The 25,015-nt window shown below is 68.9% G+C and carries 18 protein-coding genes and 3 pseudogenes; 18 read left to right on the top strand and 3 right to left on the bottom strand.

Translation table 11 applies throughout. The annotated features are described in order from the left end of the window. Positions 1-402: 402 nt before the first annotated feature. From IE249_RS32005 to IE249_RS40185, 12 genes and pseudogenes are all read left to right on the top strand, one after another. Positions 403-6,714: a DNRLRE domain-containing protein gene (locus tag IE249_RS32005; RefSeq protein ID WP_189710491.1), complete on the top strand. Its 6,312-nt coding sequence runs from the start codon at positions 403-405 to the stop codon at positions 6,712-6,714. A gap of 83 nt (positions 6,715-6,797) precedes the next feature. Then, positions 6,798-7,025, top strand: coding sequence for a hypothetical protein (locus IE249_RS32000; RefSeq protein WP_189710488.1), 228 nt, complete (start codon positions 6,798-6,800; stop codon positions 7,023-7,025). 143 nt (positions 7,026-7,168) lie between these two features. Further along, a complete protein-coding gene (locus IE249_RS31995; RefSeq protein WP_229859718.1) occupies positions 7,169-8,092 on the top strand; it encodes an FKBP-type peptidyl-prolyl cis-trans isomerase in 924 nt (307 codons plus the stop codon). 811 nt (positions 8,093-8,903) lie between these two features. Continuing rightward, positions 8,904-9,191 (top strand): annotated as a pseudogene (locus IE249_RS31990) (DNA polymerase III subunit alpha); the annotation flags it as partial. A 5-nt stretch (positions 9,192-9,196) separates the two neighbouring features. Next, the gene (locus tag IE249_RS39165) at positions 9,197-9,610 is read left to right on the top strand and encodes a DinB/UmuC family translesion DNA polymerase (RefSeq protein ID WP_373304513.1); all 414 of its coding nucleotides are present in this window, start codon (positions 9,197-9,199) and stop codon (positions 9,608-9,610) included. A 33-nt stretch (positions 9,611-9,643) separates the two neighbouring features. Next, positions 9,644-9,817, top strand: a pseudogene (locus IE249_RS40195) (RNase J family beta-CASP ribonuclease); the annotation flags it as partial. Between the two features lie 523 nt (positions 9,818-10,340). Continuing rightward, positions 10,341-10,601, top strand: a complete 261-nt coding sequence (locus IE249_RS31985) for a hypothetical protein (protein ID WP_189710484.1) — start codon at positions 10,341-10,343, stop codon at positions 10,599-10,601. Between the two features lie 74 nt (positions 10,602-10,675). Next, a complete protein-coding gene (locus IE249_RS31980) occupies positions 10,676-10,981 on the top strand; it encodes a hypothetical protein (RefSeq protein WP_189710482.1) in 306 nt (101 codons plus the stop codon). A 261-nt stretch (positions 10,982-11,242) separates the two neighbouring features. Further along, positions 11,243-11,371, top strand: coding sequence for a hypothetical protein (locus IE249_RS39795; RefSeq protein WP_268249730.1), 129 nt, complete (start codon positions 11,243-11,245; stop codon positions 11,369-11,371). A gap of 561 nt (positions 11,372-11,932) precedes the next feature. After that, positions 11,933-12,802 (top strand): DUF5994 family protein, encoded by an 870-nt coding sequence (locus IE249_RS40190; RefSeq protein WP_373304512.1) that lies wholly within the window; start codon positions 11,933-11,935, stop codon positions 12,800-12,802. A gap of 373 nt (positions 12,803-13,175) precedes the next feature. Then, positions 13,176-13,415: a hypothetical protein gene (locus tag IE249_RS31970; RefSeq protein WP_189710481.1), complete on the top strand. Its 240-nt coding sequence runs from the start codon at positions 13,176-13,178 to the stop codon at positions 13,413-13,415. A gap of 510 nt (positions 13,416-13,925) precedes the next feature. Next, positions 13,926-14,015, top strand: a complete 90-nt coding sequence (locus IE249_RS40185) for a winged helix-turn-helix domain-containing protein (protein ID WP_189710479.1) — start codon at positions 13,926-13,928, stop codon at positions 14,013-14,015. 1,247 nt (positions 14,016-15,262) lie between these two features. On the opposite strand, the gene IE249_RS31960 is transcribed toward IE249_RS40185, so the two are convergent. Both IE249_RS31960 and IE249_RS39155 read right to left on the bottom strand, forming a co-directional pair. Next, positions 15,263-16,030, bottom strand: a complete 768-nt coding sequence (locus IE249_RS31960; protein ID WP_189710477.1) for a class I SAM-dependent methyltransferase — start codon at positions 16,028-16,030, stop codon at positions 15,263-15,265. Positions 16,031-16,731: 701 nt separating this feature from the next. Continuing rightward, positions 16,732-16,898, bottom strand: a pseudogene (locus IE249_RS39155) (IS630 family transposase); the annotation flags it as partial. Between the two features lie 100 nt (positions 16,899-16,998). On the opposite strand from IE249_RS39155, the gene coaD reads away from it, so the two are divergent. Then, the gene (coaD, locus tag IE249_RS31950; RefSeq protein WP_189710475.1) at positions 16,999-17,418 is read left to right on the top strand and encodes a pantetheine-phosphate adenylyltransferase; all 420 of its coding nucleotides are present in this window, start codon (positions 16,999-17,001) and stop codon (positions 17,416-17,418) included. A 206-nt stretch (positions 17,419-17,624) separates the two neighbouring features. On the opposite strand, the gene IE249_RS31945 is transcribed toward coaD, so the two are convergent. Beyond that, positions 17,625-18,068 carry a hypothetical protein gene (locus tag IE249_RS31945; RefSeq protein WP_189710473.1) on the bottom strand — a complete coding sequence of 148 codons (444 nt, stop codon included), beginning with the start codon at positions 18,066-18,068 and terminating at the stop codon, positions 17,625-17,627. A 776-nt stretch (positions 18,069-18,844) separates the two neighbouring features. On the opposite strand from IE249_RS31945, the gene IE249_RS31940 reads away from it, so the two are divergent. The 5 genes from IE249_RS31940 to IE249_RS31925 all read left to right on the top strand — a co-directional run bounded on the left by IE249_RS31940 (position 18,845) and on the right by IE249_RS31925 (position 24,939). Next, positions 18,845-20,281, top strand: a complete 1,437-nt coding sequence (locus IE249_RS31940) for a sugar porter family MFS transporter (protein ID WP_189710471.1) — start codon at positions 18,845-18,847, stop codon at positions 20,279-20,281. Positions 20,282-20,758: 477 nt separating this feature from the next. After that, positions 20,759-20,995, top strand: coding sequence for a hypothetical protein (locus IE249_RS39910; RefSeq protein WP_308434426.1), 237 nt, complete (start codon positions 20,759-20,761; stop codon positions 20,993-20,995). Between the two features lie 17 nt (positions 20,996-21,012). Continuing rightward, entirely contained in the window at positions 21,013-22,572 is a 1,560-nt protein-coding gene (locus IE249_RS31935) for an amino acid permease (RefSeq protein WP_308434425.1), read from the top strand. 416 nt (positions 22,573-22,988) lie between these two features. After that, on the top strand, positions 22,989-23,663 hold the full coding sequence (locus IE249_RS31930) for an HAD family hydrolase (protein WP_189710469.1): 675 nt from the start codon (positions 22,989-22,991) through the stop codon (positions 23,661-23,663). 154 nt (positions 23,664-23,817) lie between these two features. Continuing rightward, positions 23,818-24,939 carry an LLM class flavin-dependent oxidoreductase gene (locus tag IE249_RS31925; RefSeq protein ID WP_189710510.1) on the top strand — a complete coding sequence of 374 codons (1,122 nt, stop codon included), beginning with the start codon at positions 23,818-23,820 and terminating at the stop codon, positions 24,937-24,939. Positions 24,940-25,015 lie beyond the last annotated feature (76 nt).

The raw sequence follows: 25,015 nt of genomic DNA, 5'->3' as shown, positions 1-25,015 counted from the left end.
CCTGACCCGGATCACGTGGCTGTGAGCGCTACCCGGCAGCGGCCGCGCATCGCCCATGCGTCCGACTGGCGCGAACAGTCCGGAACATCCCGTTCCACTTGCAATGATCATTTGCGGGTGGATCTTCATCTTATTCCGTCAAGATCAAGTAAACCCCTGTGCGGGGCGGCAGGCTGGTCAACGACCCGGCAGGGCAGGCGAAATGCCGCATAGCGGCGGCCGCCGGCCGCGCCCGCGACCGGATCGGCGCGTCGCCATCCCGCCCGGCGAGGCACGGCGGCCCGCTTCTTTCCTCATTGATGGAAAGATCTTTACCGGCCGTCCGCGACTGGGTGTGCGCTGCGAATAATCACCTCGCCCCCCACCTTCCTACCCGGCACTTATCTTTCACAGGAGTTTTGGATGAGTCGTGCCCGCTTGAGAGCGCGGCCGAGACCGTTCAGGACAGAACCGTCCCGCCTGTCACCAGGACTGCGCCGCACCGCCGGTCTGGTCTCCCTGGTGCTGCTCGCCGAGACGGCTTTCGTACTGCAGTCCACCGGCACCGCCTTCGCCACCCCAGATGTCGTCGCCCACGCGCCGACGGGGAAGTCGGCGAAGTCCTCCGTCCGTGGCCCCGCGCAGGCCAAGGACGAAGCGTCCGCGGTCCTGATGGCCCGCTTGCAACACCGCAGGATCGAGGTGCTGGCCGACCGGACGGAGAAGACCACGACCTGGGCGCTTCCCTCGGGAGCTTTCCAGACCGAGTCCTTCGCCGGGCCGATCCGGGTGAAGCAGGGCGGCGGTTGGAAGGACGTCGACACCGCGCTGACACACGCGGGCACCACGCTGGCCCCCAGGGCAGCAGCCGCTCATGTCGCCGTGTCCGACGGCGGTGACACTTCCCTTGCCTCGGTGTCCCGGGGGGCGGCGTCGTTCGGAATCGGCTGGCAGAACGAGCTGCCGACACCGAAGGTCACCGGCGCGACCGCCTCCTACGGCCTGGGCAACGGCCAGACGCTGAAGGCGACGGCACTGCCGCAGGGCTTCAGCGAGACCATCGACCTGGCCCACGCTCCCGCGTCGCGACCGTCCTACCGCATCCCGCTGCACCTGAAGGGCCTGAAGCTCTCCGCCACCAAGGCCGGGCACCTGCAGCTGAAGGACACCCACGGCCACCTGGTCGCCGACGCTCCGGCGCCGCACATGTGGGACGCCTCCAAGGACCGGCGTTCCGGGGAGTCCGCGCACGTCACGAAGGTCGCCACCAAGGTCGAGACCGCAGCGGACGGCCGACAGACCCTGGTCCTCACCCCTGACGCGTCGTTCCTGTTCCGCAAGGACCTGACCTATCCGGTGACGATCGACCCGACCTCCACGCTGGCGGTCACCACCGACACCTGGGTGCAGACCCCTGACTACCTGGACTCCCAGCGCGGTTCGACCGAGCTGAAGTCCGGCACCTACGACAGCGGCTCCCACGTGGCGCGCTCGTACCTCGACTTCGACGTGTCGAAGTTCACGGGCAAGCACATCCTGGACACCAACCTGTCGCTGTACTCGTACTACTCCTCGACCTGTTCCACCTCCGGACCGGGTACCCAGGTGCGGCGGATCACCTCCGACTGGGACCCCTCGACGATCACCTGGGGTGCGCAGCCGTCGACCACCACCACCGGCGCGGTCACCAACACGGCGGCGCTGGGATACAGCTCCTCCTGCCCGGCCGGCACGATGAACTTCGACATCGACGCCATCGTGCAGGCCTGGGCGAGCGGCTCGGCCAACTACGGCCTGCAGGTCCGCGGCGCCAGCGAGACCGACGCGCTGACCTGGCGGCGCTTCCGCTCCGCCAACTACGTCTCCGGCGACTCCTCGGTCGAACCGCACCTGACGGTCACCTACAACTCGTACCCGGCCGTACCGGCGTCGGTGGCGATCTCGCCGTCCCAGATGAACGCCTACAACGGCAAGCGGTACGTCACCTCGCTGACTCCGCAGCTGTCCGCCAAGGTGACCGACGCCGACGGCGGCACCGTCAAGGCGCAGTTCGAGGTCACCCCCGACCCGGCCTACAACGACGCGGGCACGTACTCGTACACCGCCACCTCGTCGGGCGTGGCCTCCGGCTCGACGGCGAACCTCACCGTGCCGTCCGCCAACGCCTTCCCGGCCGGCTCACACCTGCGGGTGCGGGTGCGTGGCTACGACGGCACCGACTACGGCACCTGGTCCGCCTACACCACCTTCGTGCTCAACACCGCCAAGCCGGCCGCTCCGAGCATCACGTGCGACCCGTACACCGAGAGCTCCTGGACGACCGACTCCTCCAACGGTGCGACCTGCACCCTGGACACGTCCTCCAGCGACGGGCAGGGCTACTACTGGGGCCTGGACGACGCCGGCACCCCGCACCGGATCGACGACACCGTCGACGGCAACGGCGGTGACCCGCTGACCATCACCGTCGACCCGGCCGACGGCTGGCACACCCTGTATGCCAAGACCGTCGACTCCGGCGGCAACCTGTCCACCACGACAACCCAGTACGCCTTCGGTGTCGGAGCCGACGGCGCGGCCGTGCTCTCGCCCGGCGACGGCGACCGGCCCGCGCGGCGCGTCGCACTGTCCGCCACCGGAAAGTCCACCTACACCGGGGTGACGTACCAGTACCGGCGTGGCGAGACCGACTCCTGGCACACGGTGCCGCTGGCCGACGTCACCAAGAACAGTGACGGTTCGGCGGTCACCTCCTGGCCCCTGACGGCTCCGAACGGCGCACCGCCCGCTCTGGCATGGAACATCACCACCAGCCTGAGCGAGGACGGTCCGGTCGACATCCGTGCCGCCTTCACGGACGGCACCACCACCGGCTACTCGCAGCCCGTGACGGTCACCGTCGACCGCAACGCCGGCGACGCGCCCTCGGCCGACATCGGCCCCGGCTCGGCGAACGAACTGACCGGTGACTACACCCTGCCGTCCACCGATGCCTCGGCATTCGGCATGACGGTCACCCGCACGGCCTCCTCCCGCCGCCCGACCGCGGGCGCGGACGCCGAAGGACAGGCTCCCGTCTTCGGCCCCCAGTGGACCTCCGGCACCACGGCGCAGACCTCGGACTCGGGCTGGGACTACCTGCGGGAGACCTCGTCCACCTCGGTCGGCGTGGTGGACAGTGAGGGCAACGAAACCGGCTTCACGGCCACCAGTGGCGGCGGCTGGAAGCCGGAGCCGGGCGCGGAGGACCTCACCCTCACCGGCTCTCTGACCGGCACCTTCACGCTCACGGATGACCAGGGCACCACGACCACCTTCGCCAAGGTGGATCCGGCGGCGGCCACCTGGCAGGTGTCCACCACGTTCACCCCCCTCTCCGACTCCACCACCACGGTGGTGTCGGAGAAAGTGACGTCGGGCACCAGCACGCTGGCCCGCCCGAAGTACCTGATCGCCCCGACATCGGCGGTCAGCTCGTCGACGTGTGCGGCGACCCCCTCCACCGCGGGCTGCCGGATGCTGCAGTACGTCTACGCGACCTCCACCACCGCCACTTCGAACGCTTTCGGCGACTACACCGGCCAGGTGAAACAGATCCTGGAATGGGCCACCAGCCCCGGCGCCTCGACGGCGACGTCCACGGCGATCGCCCAGTACGCGTACGACGACTCCGGTCGTCTGCGCGAGGAGTGGGACCCGCGGATCTCGCCCGCGCTGAAGACCACCTACACCTACGACAGCGCGGGACGGGTGGCGACCCTGACCCCGCCGGGCGAGCTGCCGTGGACCTTCGCCTACGGCACGGCCGGCAACGCCGCCACGGCCGGTGCGGGCATGCTGTTGTCGGCATCCCGGCCGACGCTCGCGCAGGGCTCGCAGAGCCAGACCGACGGTGGCACGGCCACCGTCTCGATGGTCTACGACATACCGCTGAGCGGGAGCGCCGCGCCGTACCAGATGGGCACGTCGGACGTGGCCGCCTGGGGGCAGACGGACGTGCCGACGGACGCCGCCGCGGTGTTCCCGGCGGACTCGGTGCCCGCCTCGCACAACGGAACCGACCTCACCGCCTCGTCGTACACCCGCGCGTCGCTGAGCTACGCGGACGCCTCCGGCCGCGAGGTGAACTCCGCGTCGCCGGGCGGGCACATCACCACCACCGAATACGACGGGACCGGCAACACGCTCCGGGAGCTGACCGCCGGCAACCGTGAGCTGGCTCTCGCCTCCTCCGGGACGAAGCTGGACGAACTCACCTCGCTCGGCATCAGCAGTCTGTCCCCCGCGGAACGGGCCGAGCAACTGTCCACCACCCACGTGTACTCCAGCGACGGGCTGCGCGAGCTGCAGCAGTACGGCCCGCTGCACATGGTCACGCTCACCGGCACCCTCAAGGCCGGCTCGGGAGGCACCGACCTGCCCGCCGGCACCGCGATCGCCGCCCGTCGGCACACGGTGACCACGTACGACGAGGGCCGTCCCACCGACGGCACCGCCTCGGTGAGCAACGAGCCCACGACCGTCGTCGTCGGCGCGCACGTGGACGGCTACCCGTCCGACGCGGACACCCGGACGACCGCGACCGCCTACGACTGGGTCAAGGGCCTGCCCACCTCCAGCACCCAGGACCCGTCCGGCCTGGCCATCACGCGCAAGACCTCATACGATTCCCAGGGTCGCGAGGTCAAGAGCATGATGCCCACGTCGAACGGCTCCGACGCCGGAGCCACGGTCACCACCTACTGGTCGGCCACCGGCACCGGCAACTGCCAGGGGCGCCCCGAGTGGGCGGACATGGTGTGCTCCGTCGGTCCGGCCGGCGACATCACCGGCGGCGGCAGCAACCCGGCCCAACTGCCCACGAAGTCGTACGAGTACGACCGGTGGGGCGATGTCTCCAAGGAAACACGGACCGCGGGCGGCACGACCCGCACCACCACCGTCACCGTCGACGCGGCGGGCCGCACCACCACCGTCAGCATCACCGGCGGCACGGGCACCGCGGTCGCCGACACCACCGCCACCTACGACGCGGCAACGGGCAACGTCGCCACCGTCGCGTCGGGTGGGCACACCGTCAGGCGGACGTACGACTCGCTGGGCCGGGACATCTCCTACGCCGACGGCGCGGGCAACGTCCGCACCACCGCGTACGACCTGCTCAGCCGCCCGGTGAGGACAACCGACTCGGCGCCGTCGACCACCACCTACACCTACGACACCACCAAGGACCCGCGCGGTCTGGAGACCTCCCGCACCGACTCCGTGGCAGGCACCTTCAGCGCCACCTACGACGCGGACGGTGGTGTTGCCACCGAGCAACTGCCGGGCGGCTACACCCTCAGCGTCGGCACCGACGAGACAGGAGCACAGACCTCCAGGACCTACACGCGCGACAGCGACGGCACCGTCGTCGCGTCCGACTCCGCCGAACGGTCCGTTCAGGACCAGGTCGTCGCGGACGACGACACCAATGGTCAGACGGCCAGCCGTGACTACGGCTACGACCGGGTCGGCCGGCTCACCCGCGCCGACGACAGCAGCCCGGACGGCAACTGCACCAGGAGGGACTACGGGTTCGACGGCGACTCCAACCGCACCAGTGAGGCGGTCTCGGTGGGCGCGGTCGGTGCCGGCTGCTCCTCGACCGGCGCGACCAGCACCACCAACACGTATGACAGCGCCGACCGGCTGGTGAACGCCGGAACCGGCTACGACGCATTCGGCCGCACCACCACCAAGGCCAACGGCACCACCTTCGCGTACTACACCACCGACCTCGTCCGGCAGGAGACCTCCGGCACGCGCCGGCAGACCTGGAGCCTGGACGCGGCCGGACGTCCGGCGTCCTCGGTCACCGAGACCCAGAACGCCGACGGCACCTGGAGCCAGACGGCGGTCAGGAGCGACCACTACGGGGACGACACCGACAGCCCCGACTGGTCGACGGTGGACGCGGCAGGCACCGTCAGCCGCAACGTCCAGGGCATCGGCGGTGGCCTCGACGCCGTCACCGGCGCCACGGCTGGTACCGTGCTCCAACTGGCCGACCTGGCCGGCAACGTGACGGTCCAGTTGCCCCTGGACCAGTCGGCCCCGGTCGTCTCGCAGTCCTTCGACGAGTTCGGCAACCCCGAGTCCGGCGCCGCCGCGGCGACGTACGGCTTCCGCGGCGCCACACTGCGGGACAGCGGAACCGTCTCGGGCGACGTCCTCATGGGGCTGCGCGTCTACGACCCGTCCACCGGGCGGTTCCTGCAGAGCGACCCCGTGCCCGGCGGGTCGGCGAACGCCTACGACTACGTCGGCCAGGACCCGCTGAACCAGCAGGACGACTCCGGTACGTCGAGCCACTGCAAGTGCACCCGGTCCAACAGCTACTGGCGGGAGACCTCCATCGGCCACATCCACTGGGGCCGCTGGCACGACAACTACAGCCAGTGGATGAAGAGCTGGTTCAAGCGCAACGCGCTCAATCTCTTCAACTGGATCTTCGGTGGGATGTCCTACGGCAACCTGCGCATCAAGGTCGTCGGCATGAAGACCCGGTACGGCTACCAGAACTGGTACTTCAGACGCTGCCACCACGGACGGTGGGAGCACGAGAAGGAGACCTACTACTGGTACGTGGCGAAGGGGACGGTGGAGATCACCGCCCTCTGGTTCCTGACATGGCGGCACACCGTCTATGACGGCCCGTACATGTACGACGCGAGAATCAGGTACTACTACTGACGCAGGCCGTGACCGGCCGGGCAGGGTGGGGCTCCGGGCCCGCCCTGCCCGGTGGCGGTCGCGTGTCGAGCTCTCGAGGAATTATGGCTATCTCCGTTTCACACGATCCGGTCCGGATCCTGTTGGGCATCCTCTGCCTCGCGCTGAACATCGGATGCTCCGTAGCGGCCTCCCGCATCGCCCGCCGAAAGGGGGCGGATCACCGCGACTGGAGCTTCATCACGCTGTTCTTCGGGCCCACAGCGATCGTCGCGCTGCTCCTGTTCGGCGGACGCAAGAAGAACAAGAAGGTCTACCCGTGGGAAACATGAACGACCGCCCCCACCACCGTCAGGGTGGAAAACCGGCGTGGCGTCTCCTCGCCACCTTGCTCGTCGGCTGTCTTGTCGCCCTCGCCGGCTGCAGCGGCCACGCAGCGCACAGCCCCGGCTCCGCAGACGGCTGGCACCGGCCGATGGCCGCACCGAGCGCCCCCGCACCGCGGGAGCGGCCCGTCCCCACGGCCGAGCCGACCGACACGGTGCTGCCGACGGTCTCCGGCCGATTCGGACAACGCCCCCGGATCACCGTGCCGAAGACCCGCCCGAGCGGCCGGTTCGTCGTCGCCCCCCAGTACGGCGGTCACGGGCGGGCGGCGCACACGGGAGACGTCGCCGTCATCAGGTACGCGGCCAAGGTGTGGCGCACCGACCGGCTCCTGCCCGGCCCCTACGACAAGGGAGCGCATCCCTTGGTGTTCGCCGTGGGTCGCGGCGCAACGCTCCCCGCGCTCGACCGGGCGGTCGCGGGACAGCGCGCCGGGAGCCGGGTGCTCGTGGTCGCCCCGCCAGCAGCGGCCTACGGCCCGTCCGGAAACGGCCACTTCGGGCTGTCGGGCAAGGACACCGTGGTCTTCGTGGTGGACGTGGTGAACGTCGTCGCCGCGCATGCGCTCGTTGCCGGTGACCAGCACGCTGTCGCCAATTCGTTGCCGCAGGTCAGTCCCGACCACGGCCGGGGCACGGACACCATCGCGGTCCCCGACCGCGACGCGCCCCGGCACACGGTCACCGCCCCTCTGGTGACGGGTGGCGGACCGGTCGTGAAGGCCGGTCAGACGGTGGTGCTGCAGTACTCCACGGCCGTGTGGCAGACCGAGCGTGGCAAGGACAAGGCAGCACTGGTCCAGAGTTCGGCGGCCGACGGCGGCCCGCTCGCGGTTGTGATCGGACGCGGCAACGTGCTCAGGGGCTGGGACCACGCGCTGGTGGGCAGCCGAGTGGGCAGTCGGCTGCTCCTGGTGTTCCCGCCCGACCAGGCCTACGGGAACCATCCGCCGAAGGGAATTCCCGCGGGTGCCTCCCTGGTCTGCGTGATCGACGTCCTGGCGGCGGCGTAGCTCCCGACCCACCGGAGCCGTTGCCTCCGCGGCGCCGGAGCCGCCCTCGGCCCGGGCTCCACCGCCCTTGGTGACGGTGTACTTGTTGTCCGAGTGGTCTTCGTTAGGCACTCACCGCTCACCTCAGCCTCGGTCAGCGTGAGGTCGGTGTCGTTGAGGTCGATGCAGTGGTTGTTCTGGCGTCCTTCCTGAGCGGTGCTCTGCCGGAACAGGTTGGCGGCGCCGGCGCCTCCGCTGGTACCTGCGCCGCCCCCCTTCACGAGGGGCGAGGTGTTCTGCTGGCCGACGAAGACAGCTCCGCCGGCACCGCCCTCGGCGCGGGCACCGCCGGTCGCGGTGACGCTGCGCTTGTCGTTCGAGCGGTCCGTGTTCAGGCACTCGGAGTCCACTTCACTGCCGGTCACGGAGATGTCGCTGACGTTCGCGTTGGCACAGTTGTTGTTCTGGCGACCCTCGAACTGGCGGCCTGTCCCCCGTCGTTGTCGCCTCCCTGCGGTAGCACAGTCCACACCAGGACTCCTGCCAGCACGGTCCCCACCACGGACGAGGCGACGGCGTCCGGCTCCTCGCACGACCACCCGGCCGTGGCGGCGTCGGCCGCGGGGGCCCACCGGGTAGGAGGCCGGCGACTCATCGGGGCCGACCACGGCGTCGTGCGAGGACGACGGTCCGAAGCCCGTCTGCGGCCCGTAGCCCGAGGGCGGCCCGAACCCGGCCGGTGCGGGGTGTGGGTGTCGGCCCCGGCGGAGGTGCCAGCCTGTACGCAGGTGGCCCCGTCCGCCCCGTGCGGAGCGTTCGGAGCCGTGTCCCGGTCCGCGGCCCGGTGGAGGCCCGCGGCCAGCGCCGCACCATCATCGGCGAGATGGTCTGGGACCTGGACGAGGTGGCCGCCGCCCGCCGCGACCACGCCCCCCAGGCCGCCCTCGACCTCCTCGGCCGCACCAGCCCGGCCCCCACCCAGACGGCCACCTCGCAGCGCACGCTCGCCGACGGCACCGCCGGAGCCCGCCTGCACCCATACGCCGACCTGCTGCCCGCCGACACCCGCTCGGCGGACCTGCGCCGGCTCGGCCACCGAAGTCAGGGAAGCGCTGGGTGATCACCATGGGCTGTCACATCCTCCACTTGCACTTCGACCTCCCGGCCGAACCGGACGCCGGCCAGATAGCCACGGGCGTGACCTGCACGATCCGCTACGCCGCCCTCAGCGCCACCCGCCGCAGCCGAACCCTGCCCGAAGCCACCCAGCACACCGTCCTCCTGGCCCGTGCGGCGTACGCGGTGTACGACTCCCTCGGTCTCCAGCGCGCCCGGGTCCGCAGCATCGCTGCGTGCCGATGCCCTTCGCCCCGCCGACCGGGCCACCCAGCAGCTCACCCTCGACGCGTACGACGACAAACCCCCAGCGATCGAAGCCGTCGCCGACCGCGCCCGCGCGTGAACCGGGTACGGGGGCTGAGGTCCGTGCCGGGACGGGGTGCCGGCGAGCGGGGGCGCGCTGCCGGAGCGAGGCAGTGACGTGGGGGGGCGGTAGTGCCGTGGAGGGCGGGGCCGCGCCACAAGATCACTCTGGTGTGCACCGGGTCCCCGGGCGAACCGATGGCCGCGCTGTCACGAATGGCCAACCGCGACCACGTGATCCGCATCGGCACGGGCGACACCGTCCTGCTCGCCAGCTCCCTCATCCACGCCCATCGGCCACCGCCGGAGAGCTCCGCGTACAGGTCGCCGAGCTCCTGCAGGCGGTCCTCGACCTGGCCGTGCGCCAATGGACGGAGACGTTCTCCCTCGCGGGGGGAGGATCCCCGCTCCCGCTTCGGTTGGCCTGGCCTACGTGTGCGCGACCTGCCCGGTGCCGACCGGGGCAGAGGAACTCCGAGGCCGTCGGGAGGAGCATGTGCGCGCTCATGAGTCGAACCCTGCACCGGGTCCGGCCAGGGCCGATCCGGCGTCGCCGATGCCAAGAGGGGCGCCGGTGTCGGAGCCGCGGTGCGCGGAATGCCCTCGGCGTCTCCCAGGCGTACTCCCGGCCGGGCCCGCCAGATGGCGGCGGCGGCCGACAACTGCGACAGCCTGTTTCCAGCAGGGCACTGGTGTCCGCGAGGGTCGGTCGTGGCACGCACGCTCCCTTGCCGGGCATACCCTTCAAAAAGGGGGTGTCAACGGTGCGCGCCGCAGCCCCCACCATTGACGGGCGCCGGGCAGCGACCTCAGTCGTGGTTGCACCCTCACCTGCCAGGAGGTCCGTATGAAGCACGAGCCCTTCCCCTCCGAAAGCCACGCCGAGGTCCGCATCGTGGCCGCGACGCCAGAGGTCGCCCGGCGCGTCGCCGAAGTGCTTCGGCGCTGCTTCGCCTCGACCGAGCAGCGCAGCTATCCCGCGGACCGCGCAGGAGGGACTCGGCTCCACATCACCCTCGACACCGCTCAAGCGGCGGAACCCGCACAGTCCTGGCTCACGACCAGCACCTCGACAGAGCAGACACAGACACACGCCGACGAGGTGTGAGCCGAATCCGAGCGGCTCGAGGATCCGTCGTCGCCACAGTCCCCGCGCGGCCGTCAAACCGGAGAACGACAGCCATGACGAAACTCCGCGAACGCAAGAGCAACCGGAAGGCGGTCCTGCGATCCCTGTACGGGGCCGTCGAGCACAACCGCCCCGACGTCAACGGATCGGCGCTGCGCGCCGAACTCGGCCTGCCCGACGAGGATCTCTCGGCGGCCTGTGCCTACTTGGCCGACGAGGGCCTGATCAGCGTGGACTGGACGTCACACCGCACCCCCGCCACCGTCTCGCTCACGCACGAGGGCATCCGTCTGATGGAGGAACTGGAGGAGCAACAGAAGGACCAGGTGGAGCCAGAGGACGCACAGCCCGACGACTGATCCGCCCTCGTCGCCTCATCCAGAGGTGACCTGACCACACCGAGAGCTTTTCGCGCAGCGCGACCGACGGTGCCGTTCCCGGCGAGTGACGAAAGGGGCAGTCGTCCGACGGCGCCCGGAACGGGATCGCACGATGGTACCCGGCGGAACACCAGCCGAAGGCGTGTCCTCAGCCGACGCGACCACAGACCACATGCCCACGCCTCGCCTGTCCCTCACCCCGGAGACGAGACGCACGTGATCTCCCTGGATTGCGGCTCCGTGAGACGCTGGGTGCCCCTGGTGGTCCCGCCGGATGAACCGGCGGAAACAGCCGCCCGGCTGCTGGCCGCCGCCGACCCCGAGAACCTGCTATCCGCCGCGCACATGGCCCTCACCGAAACGGAATGAGGCACGCCGGCCCTGGGGCGCCAACGGCCGGCACTGCCTACCCGTCCCGTCGCGAGTCGTTGACCACGCAAGGGGGGGGCGCCCGCGCTGTTCGAGGAATGCCGCATCGTCCGCGCACACGGCGAACTGGGCAGGCAGACCGCGGCGCCCCTGGCCGGCGCCCTGGCCGGCGCCCTGGCCGAAGCCCGCGCGGCCCGGCCCGGACGGCTCCTCCTCATCGTGGACCTGAGCAAGGCCGCCTTCACCGACTGCAGCATCCTGACGCCACTGTGCGATGCCTGGTACGACTGCCGCGCCCGGAGCGGCTGGCTGCGCGTCGTCTAGCGCAACCACACGACGGGCCTGGTTTTCCGCTGCAACGGTCTCCTCGACCGATTCCCCGCGTACGTGGGCGCGCAGGACGCCTGGGAGGGACGAACAGCCGACCCCGGCGCAGTCGATCCGCCCCGACGACCCGCGTGACCGCACCAGCGAGCCGAGCCGACGCGTTCCTTGCCGACCAGGAACTCCATTTCGGCAGAGGACGACGTACCGCGCCGAGCCACTCGACTGGAGGCCTTCATGACGAGCGACCGTCTACGGCCGCCGCCAACGGGGCCGCCCCTGCTCCGCCCGTACCTGGCGTCCGAAGGCGCCCTCCCGCGCCGTATCGAGGGGGCGTGGTGGCCGCGCACCTCCGATATCCCGACAGAACTCCCGCAGCTCCTCTCCGGCCTGCCACGGCAGGGGCCGAATCCTCAGTGTCCGGGTGACCGGCACGGCATGGACCGGAGCGCCAGCCCGCATGCTCGCGGCCAGGTCGTCCGGGTACGCCGGGCCACCACCGCGCACGCATCGAGCACCGTCGTTCTGGCGCCCGGGCACGGACGCAGGCACCTTTTGGTCGTGCCACCGCGCCCGCATTCCCTCCGGCGTGCCCGTCGTCCTCTCCGCATTGGTCGAAGGACGCCCCGCAGGCAAGAGATCCGTCGGCCGGCATCACAGGAACCGGGCCGCCAGCTGCGGCGGAAGCGGCAGGGCCTTGCCCGGGCCGTCGGCCTGCGCCGAAGAGCAACCCACAGCTCAAGGCCGGGGAAGCGCGCCCTGCGGTCGGGACGAGTTGTCGCCCGTCCTGCCTGCCCCAACGAGGAGGAGAAGCCTTTGACAACGTCCCCGCCCCGAACACAGCAGCCCGCTAACGCCGACGGCACCCGTCTGACCGCCCGTGACGCCATGCACTCTCCCGGGCCGCAGGTCGACGACCACATGGCGGTCGACGTGTCCCTGTCCGTGCTCATCGGTGCGCGCGTCCCGCACCCCCGTCCGCACACGGCCCGGCGGAGCGAATTTCACGCGCAGCCGCATCGTCCGGGACGACGGGCCCTGGCGTTGGCCACTCCCCAGGCTTCGCCCACGACGGCCGGAGACAAGCCATCGTGGCGCCACCTTTGAGTGGGCCCCATCAGGGCCCGTCGCATGACCACGCGGCCTCAAAGGCCGGACGGGTCCCCTGCAGAACATATTCGCCTCAAGCGTCTGTTCCGACTCCCCACAAAGATACCCAGCGCAAGGCACCACCAGGGCAGGACACGCGCCGTGGAACCTCGGCACCCTCCACTCTTGAGCCAAGCGGGTGTACTTCGCGGCGAAACGTCGCAACCGTCCTCGCGCGGCCCTCGGTAGCAGCCCGCAGCACTTGGCAGTCCCGGCGTTCCGGTTCGTTGCACTGGACGAGATATGCGGACACTCAGCAACGGTCTGTTACAGTCTGGGATCGTCCAGACACCGTCTGTGATGGCCGGTAATGAGAGAAGCAGGAGACACTATGAACAAGCTCGCAAAGGCCGCAGCTCTGACGGTCCTCGTTGGCGGCATGGGGCTGGCCGGCACAGCCGCTCACGCCGGCGACCTCGGCAACGACGACCCCGGCAACAACACGCAGTTCGTCCACTGCGACCAGGACTTCGACGGCGGCCTTGCCTTCGCCCCCGCCACCGGTGCGGTGACCGGCACCAACAACGAGCACATCGGTAACTTCTGCACCGTCATCGGCACGCCCCGCTAACAAGAGGCCGAGGGTTCCGCCGCTCAGCACACGGAACCCAGCCCCGACAGCACACGCGCCCCTGCCGGCGGAAAAGCGCCGGCCAGGCGTAACGCGCAACAAACGCGGCCCCTGGAACCCTCCCGAGCTTCTAGGGGCCGCTCCGCGACCGCATGCCTGCCCACTGCCGGTGGCAGAACCCGCACTCGGGCCGGGCCAGCCGCTCGCGTCGCCCCTCAGCAGCCCCAGTCGTGGCCATGCCCGCAACCCGGGCGGGGCCCGTCACACTCCCGCCCAACCTCCGTAAGGGCGGGGGCCTCGCTCCGCAGGACCAGGTCGCGCGAGAGCGGGTACGCATGCCGGCCGCGTGTTGGCGCCGGTCCTGGCGCGAGGGAAGGACAACAGGTACTGCGTCCCTCATGCCCGGCCACGTCACCCACGGTCGACGACCACGATTTCGGGCAACAAGCCGTCACTGCTTGCAGGCGCGATGCGCAAGGCCGGGCAGATGAACGGTGGCCACTCACGCGGGTGCGCCTGCTGATCACAGATCAGCTGAACGTGTCGCAGTCGATCCGTGGGGTGTGGGAGTTGCTCAGGCGGCACGGCTGGTCCTGCTGATCTACCGTCCCGGCAGCCAGGGCGATCCCCGGGTTGCTCACCGACGTTTCACCTGGCAGGAATACCGCGACCTTCTCGTCCGGACTCACCTGCAGCTCGACGGACCCATTGTGGTCGCCTGGGACATCGATGTTCATCGCTGAAGTCGATTACGCCAGTAGGTAACTGATCGCGACTGGCTCACCATCGACCAACTGTCGTCCTGTGCACCCGGCTTGAACCGGTCGAGGGCATCTGGTCATTGCTCCGCCGTTCTGCCACCAACGTGGTCCGCGCCGACCGCGACCACCTGGTCAGAGCCGTCCGAAACGGGCCTGGCTGTTCTGACCGCGGCGAGTGTTCTGGCTATGGCGGGGTGCTCTGGTGCCGGCCAGTGCTTTCTGTAGCGGCACGGGGGCAACGTGAATGTGCCAGTCGTCAATGGTGGCGGCACGGGTGGGAATGTGAATGTGCCGGTGGTCAAACGGCGGAGGAGGGGGTCCGGCGGGGCGGTGGTTCCGCCTGGCCGGGCCGCTGGGTGTACCGGCCCACGCCCTGCCGCGCGCGCCGCCAACCTGTGCCGAGAACACGAGGTCACGCGGCACTGTGCGACGGGCTCGGGCGGGGCGACAGGCGCGTGCCTGGGGGCCGGGCAGAGTGGGGTGGTCTGGGCGTACCTGGGCGTGGCCGGCCGGCGTCTGTGTGCCGGTCCTTGCCGCCGGCCCATGGGCGGGCAGCCTTGCGTTCTGGGCGGTCGCGCCGTCGCGGGTGGTTGCCGGTCGGCCTGTACGCCCTTGCTCCCGGCCGGCCGGCTGCCGCTCCTGCCGGCGGTGGTTCGTGCGCCCGGAACCTCGTGCGGGGGCGCGGCCGGCGTGGCCGGGGCCGGTCCGTCGTGGCTGTTGCTTCCGGTGGCGTCGCGGGCCGTGGGCTCTACGAGGCGTCGTCAGATGCCGTAAATGTCTGAGCAGTTGAGTACCCGGTCGACCGTCCGCTGGGCGATGTCGATGTGGGACAGACATGGGCGGGCACGATGTCAGCGTCCTGGACGACGCCACCGGGCCGGCAGCATCACGCGCGATGTCGATGCGGGCTTCCCCCACCAGCTCCGGCTCTACGAGCGTGACGTCCATCGCGTGCTGGCGGCCCACATTGGGCGGAGAGTGACCAGCCGGCCCACCCACGCCTGCGCCGTACCGCAGCGAGTAGGCCAGCCACCCCGACACTGGCGTCCGCGCGTGGGCGGCGGTCGAGTCGGGCGGTGGAAGCGCCTACTTGCCAGCACGGGCGGCGAGCAGTGGCTGGAAGAAGCCTGTCTCCTGCGGCATTCGCCAGCCGGGGTCTACAAACCCGGCCTCGGCTGCGAGGCCGGCCAGCCGGTCCTGGCCGAGTGCCCAGTAGGTGGTCCGGCGCACGGTGACGCACCACTCTCCGCCTGCCTGCAGGAGTTGGAACAGTTCCAAGTCGTAGTGTTCGCCGTCGTCATGCCAGTGCCAGAGCTGGAAGGTGACTGTCCGTTCTCCGTCGTCGGCGACCCGGTGGACTTGTGGAGGCGTCGAAGCGGGGCGGTCGCGCACCAGGTCGTCATAGGGGCGCGTGCTGACCAGCAACAGGCCAGATGGACGCAACACACGGCGCATCTCGGCCAGGGCAGCGTGCACATCCTGCTCCGTCAGCAGGTGAGGCAGCGAGTTGTCTGCGCAGACGATGGCGTCGAACTGGTCATCGGGAAACGGGAGGCGCCGCATGTCGGCGGCGGCCGTGCACAGACTCAGGCTCCGGCGGGCCGCCTCACGGGCAGCGCGGGCAGCGGCGCGTGGGCTGAGGTCCGTCCCGGTGACGCGGTGCCCATACAGCGCAAGGCCGATGGCCTGCGTGCCAATGCCGCAGGAGCAGTCGAGCACCGCCGCGCGATCCTGGCCGATCAGGGCGTCCAGGGCGCCCCCCTGCCGACGGATGCTCGCGTCCCAGTCTGAATAGATCAGGTGGTAGTCGTCGGCCAGTTCGTCGTAGAAGTGCGCCACTGATGTCTCGGGCATGGCCCGAGACTACCGCGCATGGTCCTGCGGAGCCGCTGGTCATTTCCGTGGTCAGCGCGGACGTCCTCACTGACGTCAGCGCCGTCAACCTCGTGAGCATGCGCGAACGCGCTGACCGCCGACTGCTGCTGGAACTCATCGGTTACGTCGGTGAAGTGCTGGCGAATTCGGGTGTTCACTCAGGACGAGCGATGGTGGTGTCGGTGGTAGGTGGTGCGGGAGGGGTGGTTCGGCCGCCTTTCTGTCGCCAGGAGTTGTTACTGGTCGGGGTGGACGGCTTGGACGCCAGTGCCCGCGTACGCCTTCGGTTTCAGCGTGAGCAGGTACCGGCCGGCGGGGTGAGCGGGGGAAGGGCGGGCGGCGTGGACGGCGTGGACGGCGGCCCAGGAGTGCCCGAAGCGCAGCAGTTCGGTGGCGGTCACCGCGGCGTCGGTGTCGAACGCCTCGATGCGGATGAACCGCAGCCCGTTGACGTAGCCGAGCAGGCCCGGCCGTTCGGCCTCGCCGGCCGTCAGCGACAGCCCCGGCGCATACAGGTCACCGAGTCCGCCGGAGGCCTGGACGTAGAACGCGGCGACCGCCTCGTTGAACGGATCTTTCGGGTCGTACAAGGCACCCGCAGTGGTGTGGTCCAGGACAACCGCGATCGCCGCCACTACGCGGCCGCTCGCGGGCCGTGAGCGGTGGCGCCCAGACGCTCCAGCCTGCAGCAACTGGGCGATCACCAGCGCCCGGTTCCCGCCGACCGAAGCCAACAGCATCGTTGCGCGCCGGTACCGCACCGAACTGGTGTTGCCCCGACGAACGATTTGCAGAGCTTCTGCCCCTCCTGATGGGTCGGTCTGCGCACACAAACAGGCTCAGCCATCCGGTCACGGCGCTAGACGTTCTTCTCTTGTCACGCATGATCTTGGTGGTTTGGCTGCTCTGGCGTCTTAGTACCGGGCGGCCGGTTATTCTTTCCGATCATGAGAGCCCTCTTCCCAGGATCCTTCGACCCGGTCACTCGAGGGCACCAGGACGTACTCCGGCGCGCTGCCCTCCTGTTCGACGAGGTCGTCGTGTGCGTGATGTTCAATTCTCACAAGACCGGACGCTTCCCCGTCATGGAACGGCTGGACCGGCTCCGTGCGGCAGCAACTGGCCTGCGTAACGTGACGATTGACTCCCACACCGGCGGCCTGCTGGTCGACTACTGCAGCCGGGTCGGAATCGACGTCGTCATCCGCGGAGTCCGCGGCGTTGCCGACCTGGACTACGAGATGCCGATGGCCCGCATGAACCACGAACTGGCCGGAGTCGAAACGTTCTTCGTCGCTGCAGACCCCGCCCTGGCCCACATCTCCTCCTCCCTCGTCACCGCGATGAGTCAACAGGACCTTCCCTGAACTTGGCCGTCACGCACGCGAACTCCTGGAACCAGCGAACCAGCCGTTCCCGCGGCTCGCCGGTCTACGTGGATCGCGACAATGTCGACCATGGTGAACGTTCTCCTGGAATGCCTGAAAGCGCGCCGGACCACCTGAAACAGGGGATACCGGAAACCGTGCTTACGGCCCTGACGCCGGCAGCAGAGGTTGGACGACGTGAGCCGTCAGCCTGACGGCAGAGCCACCGGCGATCTGCTCGCCGCCCCGGCAACCGTATGGTGCAAGGGAACCGCGAACGCAACGACGAACACACCGAAGACAGTGATGGGCAACAACCAGAGCAACTGCGCGGGGTCATCCCTCAACCAGTGCCGGTTGCCCCACCAGTTCGCGCTGACGTCCAACACCATCACGACGCTTGCGAGCCAGATCCCTTCCCGCCGCACAAGCCCGAGCAGCACGGCAGCCAACGGATCGAGGATCACCAAACTGACGAGGAATACCTGCAGAGAGACCTCAGAAAACGACGCATAGGCGTGGATGCCGCCACGTACCAGATCCGCGATGTGAGAACCCGTGCCCTCACCGAAACCGATCAAGTACACCGCGAGAACGCATCTGGCCCACAACGGCTGTGCGCCCCACCGTTCCCGCAGTTCGAACCCCATCGTCTCACCCTAGATGAGCGCCCGAGCTTCAGCGGGAAAGATGGCGGCTTCGCTGTGATCGAGGGCCTCCAGCACGGCTTCTCACACCGGTTCTGACACGGTCAGCAGCACCGTCGGTGGTCAGCACCCTGGTGGGGAATCGTGACCAGGAGGGTGGGACCGCGCGCCGCACCGCGGCCGCCGACGCCGAAGGCACCACCCGCGCGACCGAGCTGCCCCTCCCCCGGCCGCCCGACGCGGCCCGGTTGTCCCTGCCGGGACCAGCTGGCCCGCCAGGATCCCGGAGCCCGTCAACCACCGTTGCGGATACAGGCGGTCAAAGCGTGCGGGCGTTTCCCCGACGAAGAGGCCCCCTGGTATGCCTCCGCGGAGCTCTTCCACGGGCGGCAGACAGCTCTGCCGGGCCCAGAGACTGGCCCTCGTACAGGACCGCGAAGACGATGAACGGGTCGTCGGGGTCGATGCGCGCGAGACGGGACGGCGGTCGGCGGTCAGGGGCGACTGTGCCTGCTCCGCCCCCTGGATCCCTGCCATTCGTGATCTTGGTCGGGCAGGTCTCCCTCCGCGTCCGAGCGTGCGGTGACTCTGCGGCGCCGATGCACCCGGTCGCATCGTCCGGCATGCTGTCCGCGCGGGGCTGTGGTTCTGTTCATGGAGAAACGGACTGTCCGCTCGGAGCGTCGCGGGTCGCCTGTGCACGACGAGCCCGTGTGGACGTATGCCTTATGCAGCGTCGGGGTCTTCGCCGTTTTCCGCCCGCGATAACGAGGAATCGAATGACGCAGGGATTTTCCCGGGAGCCGGGAACGGAAAGTCCCGTTTCCGGCATCTCCCCCGCAGGGGTCCAGAAGGTTCACATCTGGGCGCTGACCATCGCACTCGGCGGGTTTCTGTTCGGCTACGACACGGGTGTTGTCTCCGGGGCGCTGCTGTACATCAAGAAAGACTTCCATCTGAGCTCGCTCGAGCAGAGCAGCGTCGTCAGCGTCCTGCTCATCGGTGCGATGCTGGGCGCCCTTGGAGCGGGACGGCTCGCGGACCGGCACGGCCGCAGACGGACGCTGGCGGTCGAAGGCCTGGTGTTCATCGCAGGCACCGCGATTCTGGTGTTCGCCACCGGTTACGCGATGCTACTGGTGGGGCGCGTCGTCCTCGGCCTGGCGGTCGGCGCGGCGTCGGCGACCGTCCCCGTCTACCTGTCGGAGGTCTCTCCGACGGAGTTGCGGGGACGGTTTCTCACACTCAACCAACTCATGATCACGACCGGTATCCTGATCTCCTATCTCGTGAACCTCGCCTTCGCGAGCGGTGGACTTTGGCGCGGGATGTTCGCTGTGGGCGCGATCCCGGCGCTGCTGATGGTCGCCGGAGCCATGTTCCTGCTGCCCGAATCCCCGCAGTGGCTGATTCTGGAAGGCCGGACGGACCAAGCGCGGCAGGTGATCGAATCGGTCAGCAGCGAGGAAAGAGCGAATCACCTGATCGAACTCGCTACCCGGCGACGCGCAACGGAGGACAAGGAGAAAGACTCCGACAAGAAGAACTGGCGCGTCTTGTTGGTGCCCCGGGTCCGACCCGCACTGATCGTCGGTCTCACGCTGGCCGGCGCACAGCAGTTCGGCGGAATCAACACCATCATCTATTACGCGCCGACGCTCATGGAGAAAACCGGATTGTCGGCCTCGAACTCGATCTTCTACTCGGTGGCCATCGGTGTGATCAACCTGATCATGACGGTTGTAGCGATCAAACTGGTCGACCGCGCGGGGCGTCGCCCACTCCTGCTCGGCTCACTGACGGGCATGCTGGTCATGCTCGTCCTGCTGGGATTCTCCTATGTGGCAGATATGAGTTCGGTCCTGTCGCTGGTGTTCATGGTGGTCTATATCGCCTCCTTCGCCGTAGGGCTCGGTCCGGTGTTCTGGGTCCTCGTCGGGGAACTCTTCCCCTCCTCGGCCCGCGCCGCCGGCTCCGGCGCGTCCACGGCGGTGAACTGGGCGTCGAACTTCGTGGTCAGTCTCGTCTTCCTTCCCCTGGCCGATGCGATCGGACCGGGCGCGACGTTCTGGATCTTCGCCGCGGTCTGTGCCTTCACCCTGTGGTTCGTCGGTCGATACGTGCCCGAGACCCGCAACCGCGAGTTCAACGAGGTGGACGCCGCTCTCCAGGCTCGTTTCGGCAGGCAACCACTGCAGACTCAGGCCTCGGACTGACGCCGCGTGCACGTCCGCGAAGCACGCCGAAAGCGGCTCGGCGGGAGCGGCCGGGCCGAAATCGGGTTTCTCCGCCTCGGCGGCTTCCGGGGTGCGGAGGCCGACGACCGCTTTGACGTTGTCCTCGGTCTTGTGCAGGGCATCGGCCACGAACCCGTTCATCAGCACCCTCCGAGTGATGACGCGATCGAGTCCGCCAGGGCCGCTTGCAGTCGCACCGCCTGTCCCAGGTGCGCCGCTTGCATGCGCCGAAGGCCCGCGTCTCCTCCCTGCCTCCGACAGCGTGTCGCGACGCACCTCAGCCCGCTCAGTTCCGATGCTTCGGCCAGGGGAGCGAACACGTACCGGCGATGGCCTCCGATGGAAGAACCCTGACGGACCACTTCGGTACAACTAAATCCCGTCTGTCTTCGTGAGGCGTGACACGTCCGTGCCCGAGAGCAGTGCGGGGGCGCCAAGCAACCAAGAGAGGTTGGCGTGACATTCGGACTGGCCACCAGAAAGCTGCATCCGAAGGTCGTGCGGTGCCACGGCGAGGGCGACAAGTCACATCTGACTGCCACCGAGGGGCTCGCCGCACTGTCGTTGGACGCGCTGAGTTCGGTCGCGTACGGTCCCGAGGCCATCATGCTCACGCTTGTGGCCGCCGGAGTGGGAGCGATCACCGCTGCGCTGCCGATCACCTTGGTCATCGAGGGCTGCTGGGCGTCCTGATCGTTTCGTACTGCCAGGTGATCGCCGTGCATCCGGACGGCGGCGGATCGTACGCCGTGGCGAAGAAGGACCTGGGGCCCCAGGTCAGTCTGCTTGCCGCAGCCGGCCTGGTGGTCGACTACGTTTTGACCGTCGCGGTCAGCCTTGCCGCCGGCGCCGCAAGCCTCGCGTCAGCCTTCCCTGTCCTCGCGCACCACTCTCTCGCCGTGTGTCTGGGCGGGCTGGGTCTGCTCACCGTGGTGAACCTGTGGGGTATCGCGGACAGCGCGCGCGTGCTGATGCTGCCCATGGTCCTCTTCGTCGTGAGTGTGCTCGGCATCGTCGTCGTGGGGCTGTCGCGGTCCGCACCCGCCGCCACAGTCGGTACGCCTCAGTCCTTCCATGCCACTGAGGCACTGGGGCTGCTCCTACTGCTCAAGGCATTCTCCGCGGGATGCTCCGCGCTGACCGGGATCGAGGCCGTTGCCAACGCTGTCCCGATGTTCCGCAAGCCGCGTATCAGGCGGGCACAGCGCACCGAACTCCTGCTGGGCGTGCTCCTGGGCGCGCTGCTGACCGGCCTGACGCTGGTCATCCACCGCCACCACGTGGTCCCCCGCCAAGGCGTGACGGTCCTGGCCCAACTCACCGCGGGCGCCTACGGAACCGGCTGGGCCTACTACGCCACCAGCGTCGTCGTCACCCTCGCGCTCGGCCTCGCCGCCAACACCAGCTTCGGCGGCCTGCCGGTGCTGATGAGCCTGCTCGCCCGGGACAACCGCCTGCCCCACTTGTTCGCGCTGCGCGCGGAACGGCCCGTCCACCGTTACGGTGTCCTCGCTCTGGCCGTGTTGGCGTGTGCACTGCTGATCGCGGTCAACGCCGACACGCAGCGGCTGATCCCTCTCTTCGCTGTCGGGGTGTTCGTCGGCTTCACCATCAGCCAGAGCGGTCTTGTACGGCACTGGGCCACCGGGCGTCCGGCCGGCTGGGTGCCCCGGGCGGTGATCAACGGAGTCGGAGCCGTGCTCACTGCCGTGGCAGCCGTGGTGCTGATCACCACCAAGTTCCTGGCGGGAGCCTGGTTCGTGGCGCTCATCGTGCCTTTGCTCATGCTCCTGTTCTCCAGGATTGAGCGCTACTACACGCTGGCCGGCGTGGAACTCGGACGGGGACGCATGCCCGCGGTGCCCGCACGAGCCTCCAGTCTGGTCATCGTTCCCCTGGGTGAGGTCGACGCGGTCGCCGAGCGCGCCGTCGCCGCCGCGCTCTCACTGGGTGACGAGGTCGTGGTGGTGGCGGCCTTCTCCGATCAGGCGAAAGCCGCCACCATGCGCGCCGACTGGGCACGGTGGGGTACGGGTGTCCGGCTCGACATCGTCGAGAGCCCCCTGCACTCGCTGGTGCCTCCGGTCCTTGGTTACGTGGAGCAGGCCAGCCGCGACGGCAGGCAGGTGGCAGTGCTCATCCCTCAGGTGGAGCCCGCCCACCGCCGCTTTCGCATTCTGCAGAACCAACGCGGCATCCTGCTCGCCGGCGTGCTGAGCGCGCGCACCGACGTGGTCGTATGCCTGCTCCCCTATCGCCTGGATCTCTGACCGGCGGACGGTACCTGTTCCTGGCGACCTGCCCCAGGCACGGGTTCAGATTCCCGCAGGTCGTAAGGCGTGCCGTCGACCGGGCGCCGACCTGTGGGAATGCCGGCGTCGTCCACTGGCAGGTACACCGCAACGGGCCGCCCGACAGGGCTCGGCATCGGTCTTCGACGTCGGCACGCTGAGACAGGGGCCGCCCCGGCGGCGAAGGCCGCGCCGCCCACTACGGTGGTCACTGCCGTACACACCGTAAGACCTGTTCGCGTCCAGGTAGCGCGCTTGTCATGGCGTTGACCCCAGCTGGCAGCCATGCTCCGCTCCTCCCACCGGATCCCCTCGAAGCGCCCCACGCTCGTCCTCGTGGTTTTCTGCAGTAAGGACCTGACACCACTCACCACCCCGCGCCCAGAGGAACGGATATGACAGGACCCCTCGCTGTCCTCTTCGACATCGACGAAACCCTGGTCCACACCGGGGGTGCGGGAACACGCAGTTGGGCCTGGGCCTTTGATCAACTGCACGGCGTTCCCGCAGACATCGGGAAACACACGTCGGCGGGCGAGACCGACCCTCAGGTTGGACGGGAAACATTCAGGGCGGTGCTGGGTCGTGACCCCAGCCACGACGAGATGATGCGGCTGTACAGCGCCTATCTGTGGCACCTGTCCGAGGAAATCTGGTCCTCCGAGGCCTATCGAGTCCTCGACGGCGCCGAGGCGACCTTGCGCCGACTGGGGCGAGCGGGTGCCATCCTGGGTGTGGTGTCCGGTGCCATGGAAGGCGCGGCGAGGCTCAAAATGGAACCGGGCAAGCTGGGCCGCTACTTCGTCTTCGGCGCCTACGGATCGGACTCCCCCGACCGGGAACAGGTGACGCGCCTGGCCGTCGCGAAGGCAGCAAGACTCCATGGCCGCGCCCTCGCCAGAACCGAGGTGTATGTCGTCGGAGACACTCCACGTGACATCGAGGCAGCGCACGCGGCGGACGCCACCGCTGTCGGGGTCGCCAGCGGACACTACACCGCCCAGCAACTTCGCGCCGCGAAAGCCGACCATGTGCTGGAGTCACTGAAGGAGTCGTTCCCCGGTCTGTGACCCGCGCGACCCGGGAAACGTAGGTCACCCTCGGCGAGAACCTCACTCGGTCAAGCGCATTCTGCACGGTGGGCACGAGCGTGGAAAAATGGGGGAAAGGGCCCAGAATGCGCGTCCGAGGGAGTTCGACATGGGCTCGTCCGAAGCGTCCGGGATGCAGTTCGGCATCTTCACAGTCGGCGACGTCACTCCCGACCCGACTACGGGAAAGGCACCCACCGAGGCTGAGCGTATCCGGGCCACCGTCGCCATCGCCCGCAAGGCCGAGGAAGCGGGACTGGACGTCTTCGCCACCGGCGAGCACCACAACCCACCCTTCGTGCCGTCCTCGCCGACGACGCTGCTCGGCTACATCGCCGGGCAGACCGAACGGATCATTCTGTCGACTTCGACCACGCTGATCACCACCAATGATCCGGTCAAGATCGCTGAGGACTTCAGCGTGCTGCAACACCTGTCCGGCGGTCGTACCGACGTCATGCTGGGACGGGGAAACACCGGCCCCGTGTATCCGTGGTTCGGGCAGGACATACGCAACGCCCTGCCGCTGACGGTCGAGCACTATGGCCTGCTGCGCCGCCTGTGGCGCGAGGAAGTGGTGGACTGGCAGGGCAAGCTGCGCACCTCCCTGCAGGGATTCACACTTGCGCCGCGGCCGCTCGACAACGTCCCACCCTTCGTATGGCACGCCTCCATCCGCACACCCGAAGTGGCGGAGTTGGCGGCCTATTTCGGAGACGGATTCTTCGCCAACCACATCTTCTGGCCGACCTCGCACACCCAGGCGATGGTGGAGCTGTATCGCCGGCGGTTCGAGCACTACGGCCATGGCACTCCGGAACAGGCCATCGTGGGCCTGGGCGGACAGGCCTTCATGCGCCGCAACAGTCAGGACGCGGTCGACGAGTTCCGGCCCTACTTCGACAATGCCCCGGTCTACGGACACGGTCCGTCATTGGAGGACTTCACCGCACTGACGCCCTTGACGGTCGGATCACCGGCCCAAGTCGTCGAGAGAACCTTGGGATTTCGTGACTACGTGGGTGACTACCAGCGCCAACTCTTCCTCATGGACCACGCGGGTCTCCCGCTCAAAACGGTGCTGGAACAGCTTGATCTCCTGGGTGAAGAGGTGGTGCCGGTGCTTCGCCAGGAGTTCGCCGTCGGCAGGCCGGCCGGCGTTCCGGCAGCACCCACTCACGAGTCCCTGCTGCGTGCCCGTACGGCCGACGAAGAACCGCAGACCGACAGCGAAGACAATCCGGAAGCGCGATGAAACTGACGATCATCACGGGCGGCGTGCGAGAGCCGTCCTCGACGCGACTCCTCGCGGACCGGCTGGTGAAAGCCGT

Origin of the sequence: Streptomyces anandii JCM 4720 (genome assembly GCF_014650655.1) — a bacterium.
Classification (GTDB): Bacteria; Actinomycetota; Actinomycetes; order Streptomycetales; family Streptomycetaceae; genus Streptomyces; species Streptomyces anandii.
The sequence above is the reverse complement of the archived record's forward strand: the minus strand, read 5'-3'. Positions and strand labels throughout refer to the sequence as shown.

Coding starts and splice junctions, on each gene's coding strand:
- IE249_RS32005 (WP_189710491.1), top strand. CDS start 403: ATGAGTCGTGCCCGCTTGAGAGCGCGGCCGAGACCGTTCAGGACAGAA.
- IE249_RS32000 (WP_189710488.1), top strand. CDS start 6,798: ATGGCTATCTCCGTTTCACACGATCCGGTCCGGATCCTGTTGGGCATC.
- IE249_RS31995 (WP_229859718.1), top strand. CDS start 7,169: ATGGCCGCACCGAGCGCCCCCGCACCGCGGGAGCGGCCCGTCCCCACG.
- IE249_RS39165 (WP_373304513.1), top strand. CDS start 9,197: ATGGGCTGTCACATCCTCCACTTGCACTTCGACCTCCCGGCCGAACCG.
- IE249_RS31985 (WP_189710484.1), top strand. CDS start 10,341: ATGAAGCACGAGCCCTTCCCCTCCGAAAGCCACGCCGAGGTCCGCATC.
- IE249_RS31980 (WP_189710482.1), top strand. CDS start 10,676: ATGACGAAACTCCGCGAACGCAAGAGCAACCGGAAGGCGGTCCTGCGA.
- IE249_RS40190 (WP_373304512.1), top strand. CDS start 11,933: ATGACGAGCGACCGTCTACGGCCGCCGCCAACGGGGCCGCCCCTGCTC.
- IE249_RS31970 (WP_189710481.1), top strand. CDS start 13,176: ATGAACAAGCTCGCAAAGGCCGCAGCTCTGACGGTCCTCGTTGGCGGC.
- IE249_RS31960 (WP_189710477.1), bottom strand. CDS start 16,030: ATGCCCGAGACATCAGTGGCGCACTTCTACGACGAACTGGCCGACGAC.
- coaD (WP_189710475.1), top strand. CDS start 16,999: ATGAGAGCCCTCTTCCCAGGATCCTTCGACCCGGTCACTCGAGGGCAC.
- IE249_RS31945 (WP_189710473.1), bottom strand. CDS start 18,068: ATGGGGTTCGAACTGCGGGAACGGTGGGGCGCACAGCCGTTGTGGGCC.
- IE249_RS31940 (WP_189710471.1), top strand. CDS start 18,845: ATGACGCAGGGATTTTCCCGGGAGCCGGGAACGGAAAGTCCCGTTTCC.
- IE249_RS31930 (WP_189710469.1), top strand. CDS start 22,989: ATGACAGGACCCCTCGCTGTCCTCTTCGACATCGACGAAACCCTGGTC.
- IE249_RS31925 (WP_189710510.1), top strand. CDS start 23,818: ATGCAGTTCGGCATCTTCACAGTCGGCGACGTCACTCCCGACCCGACT.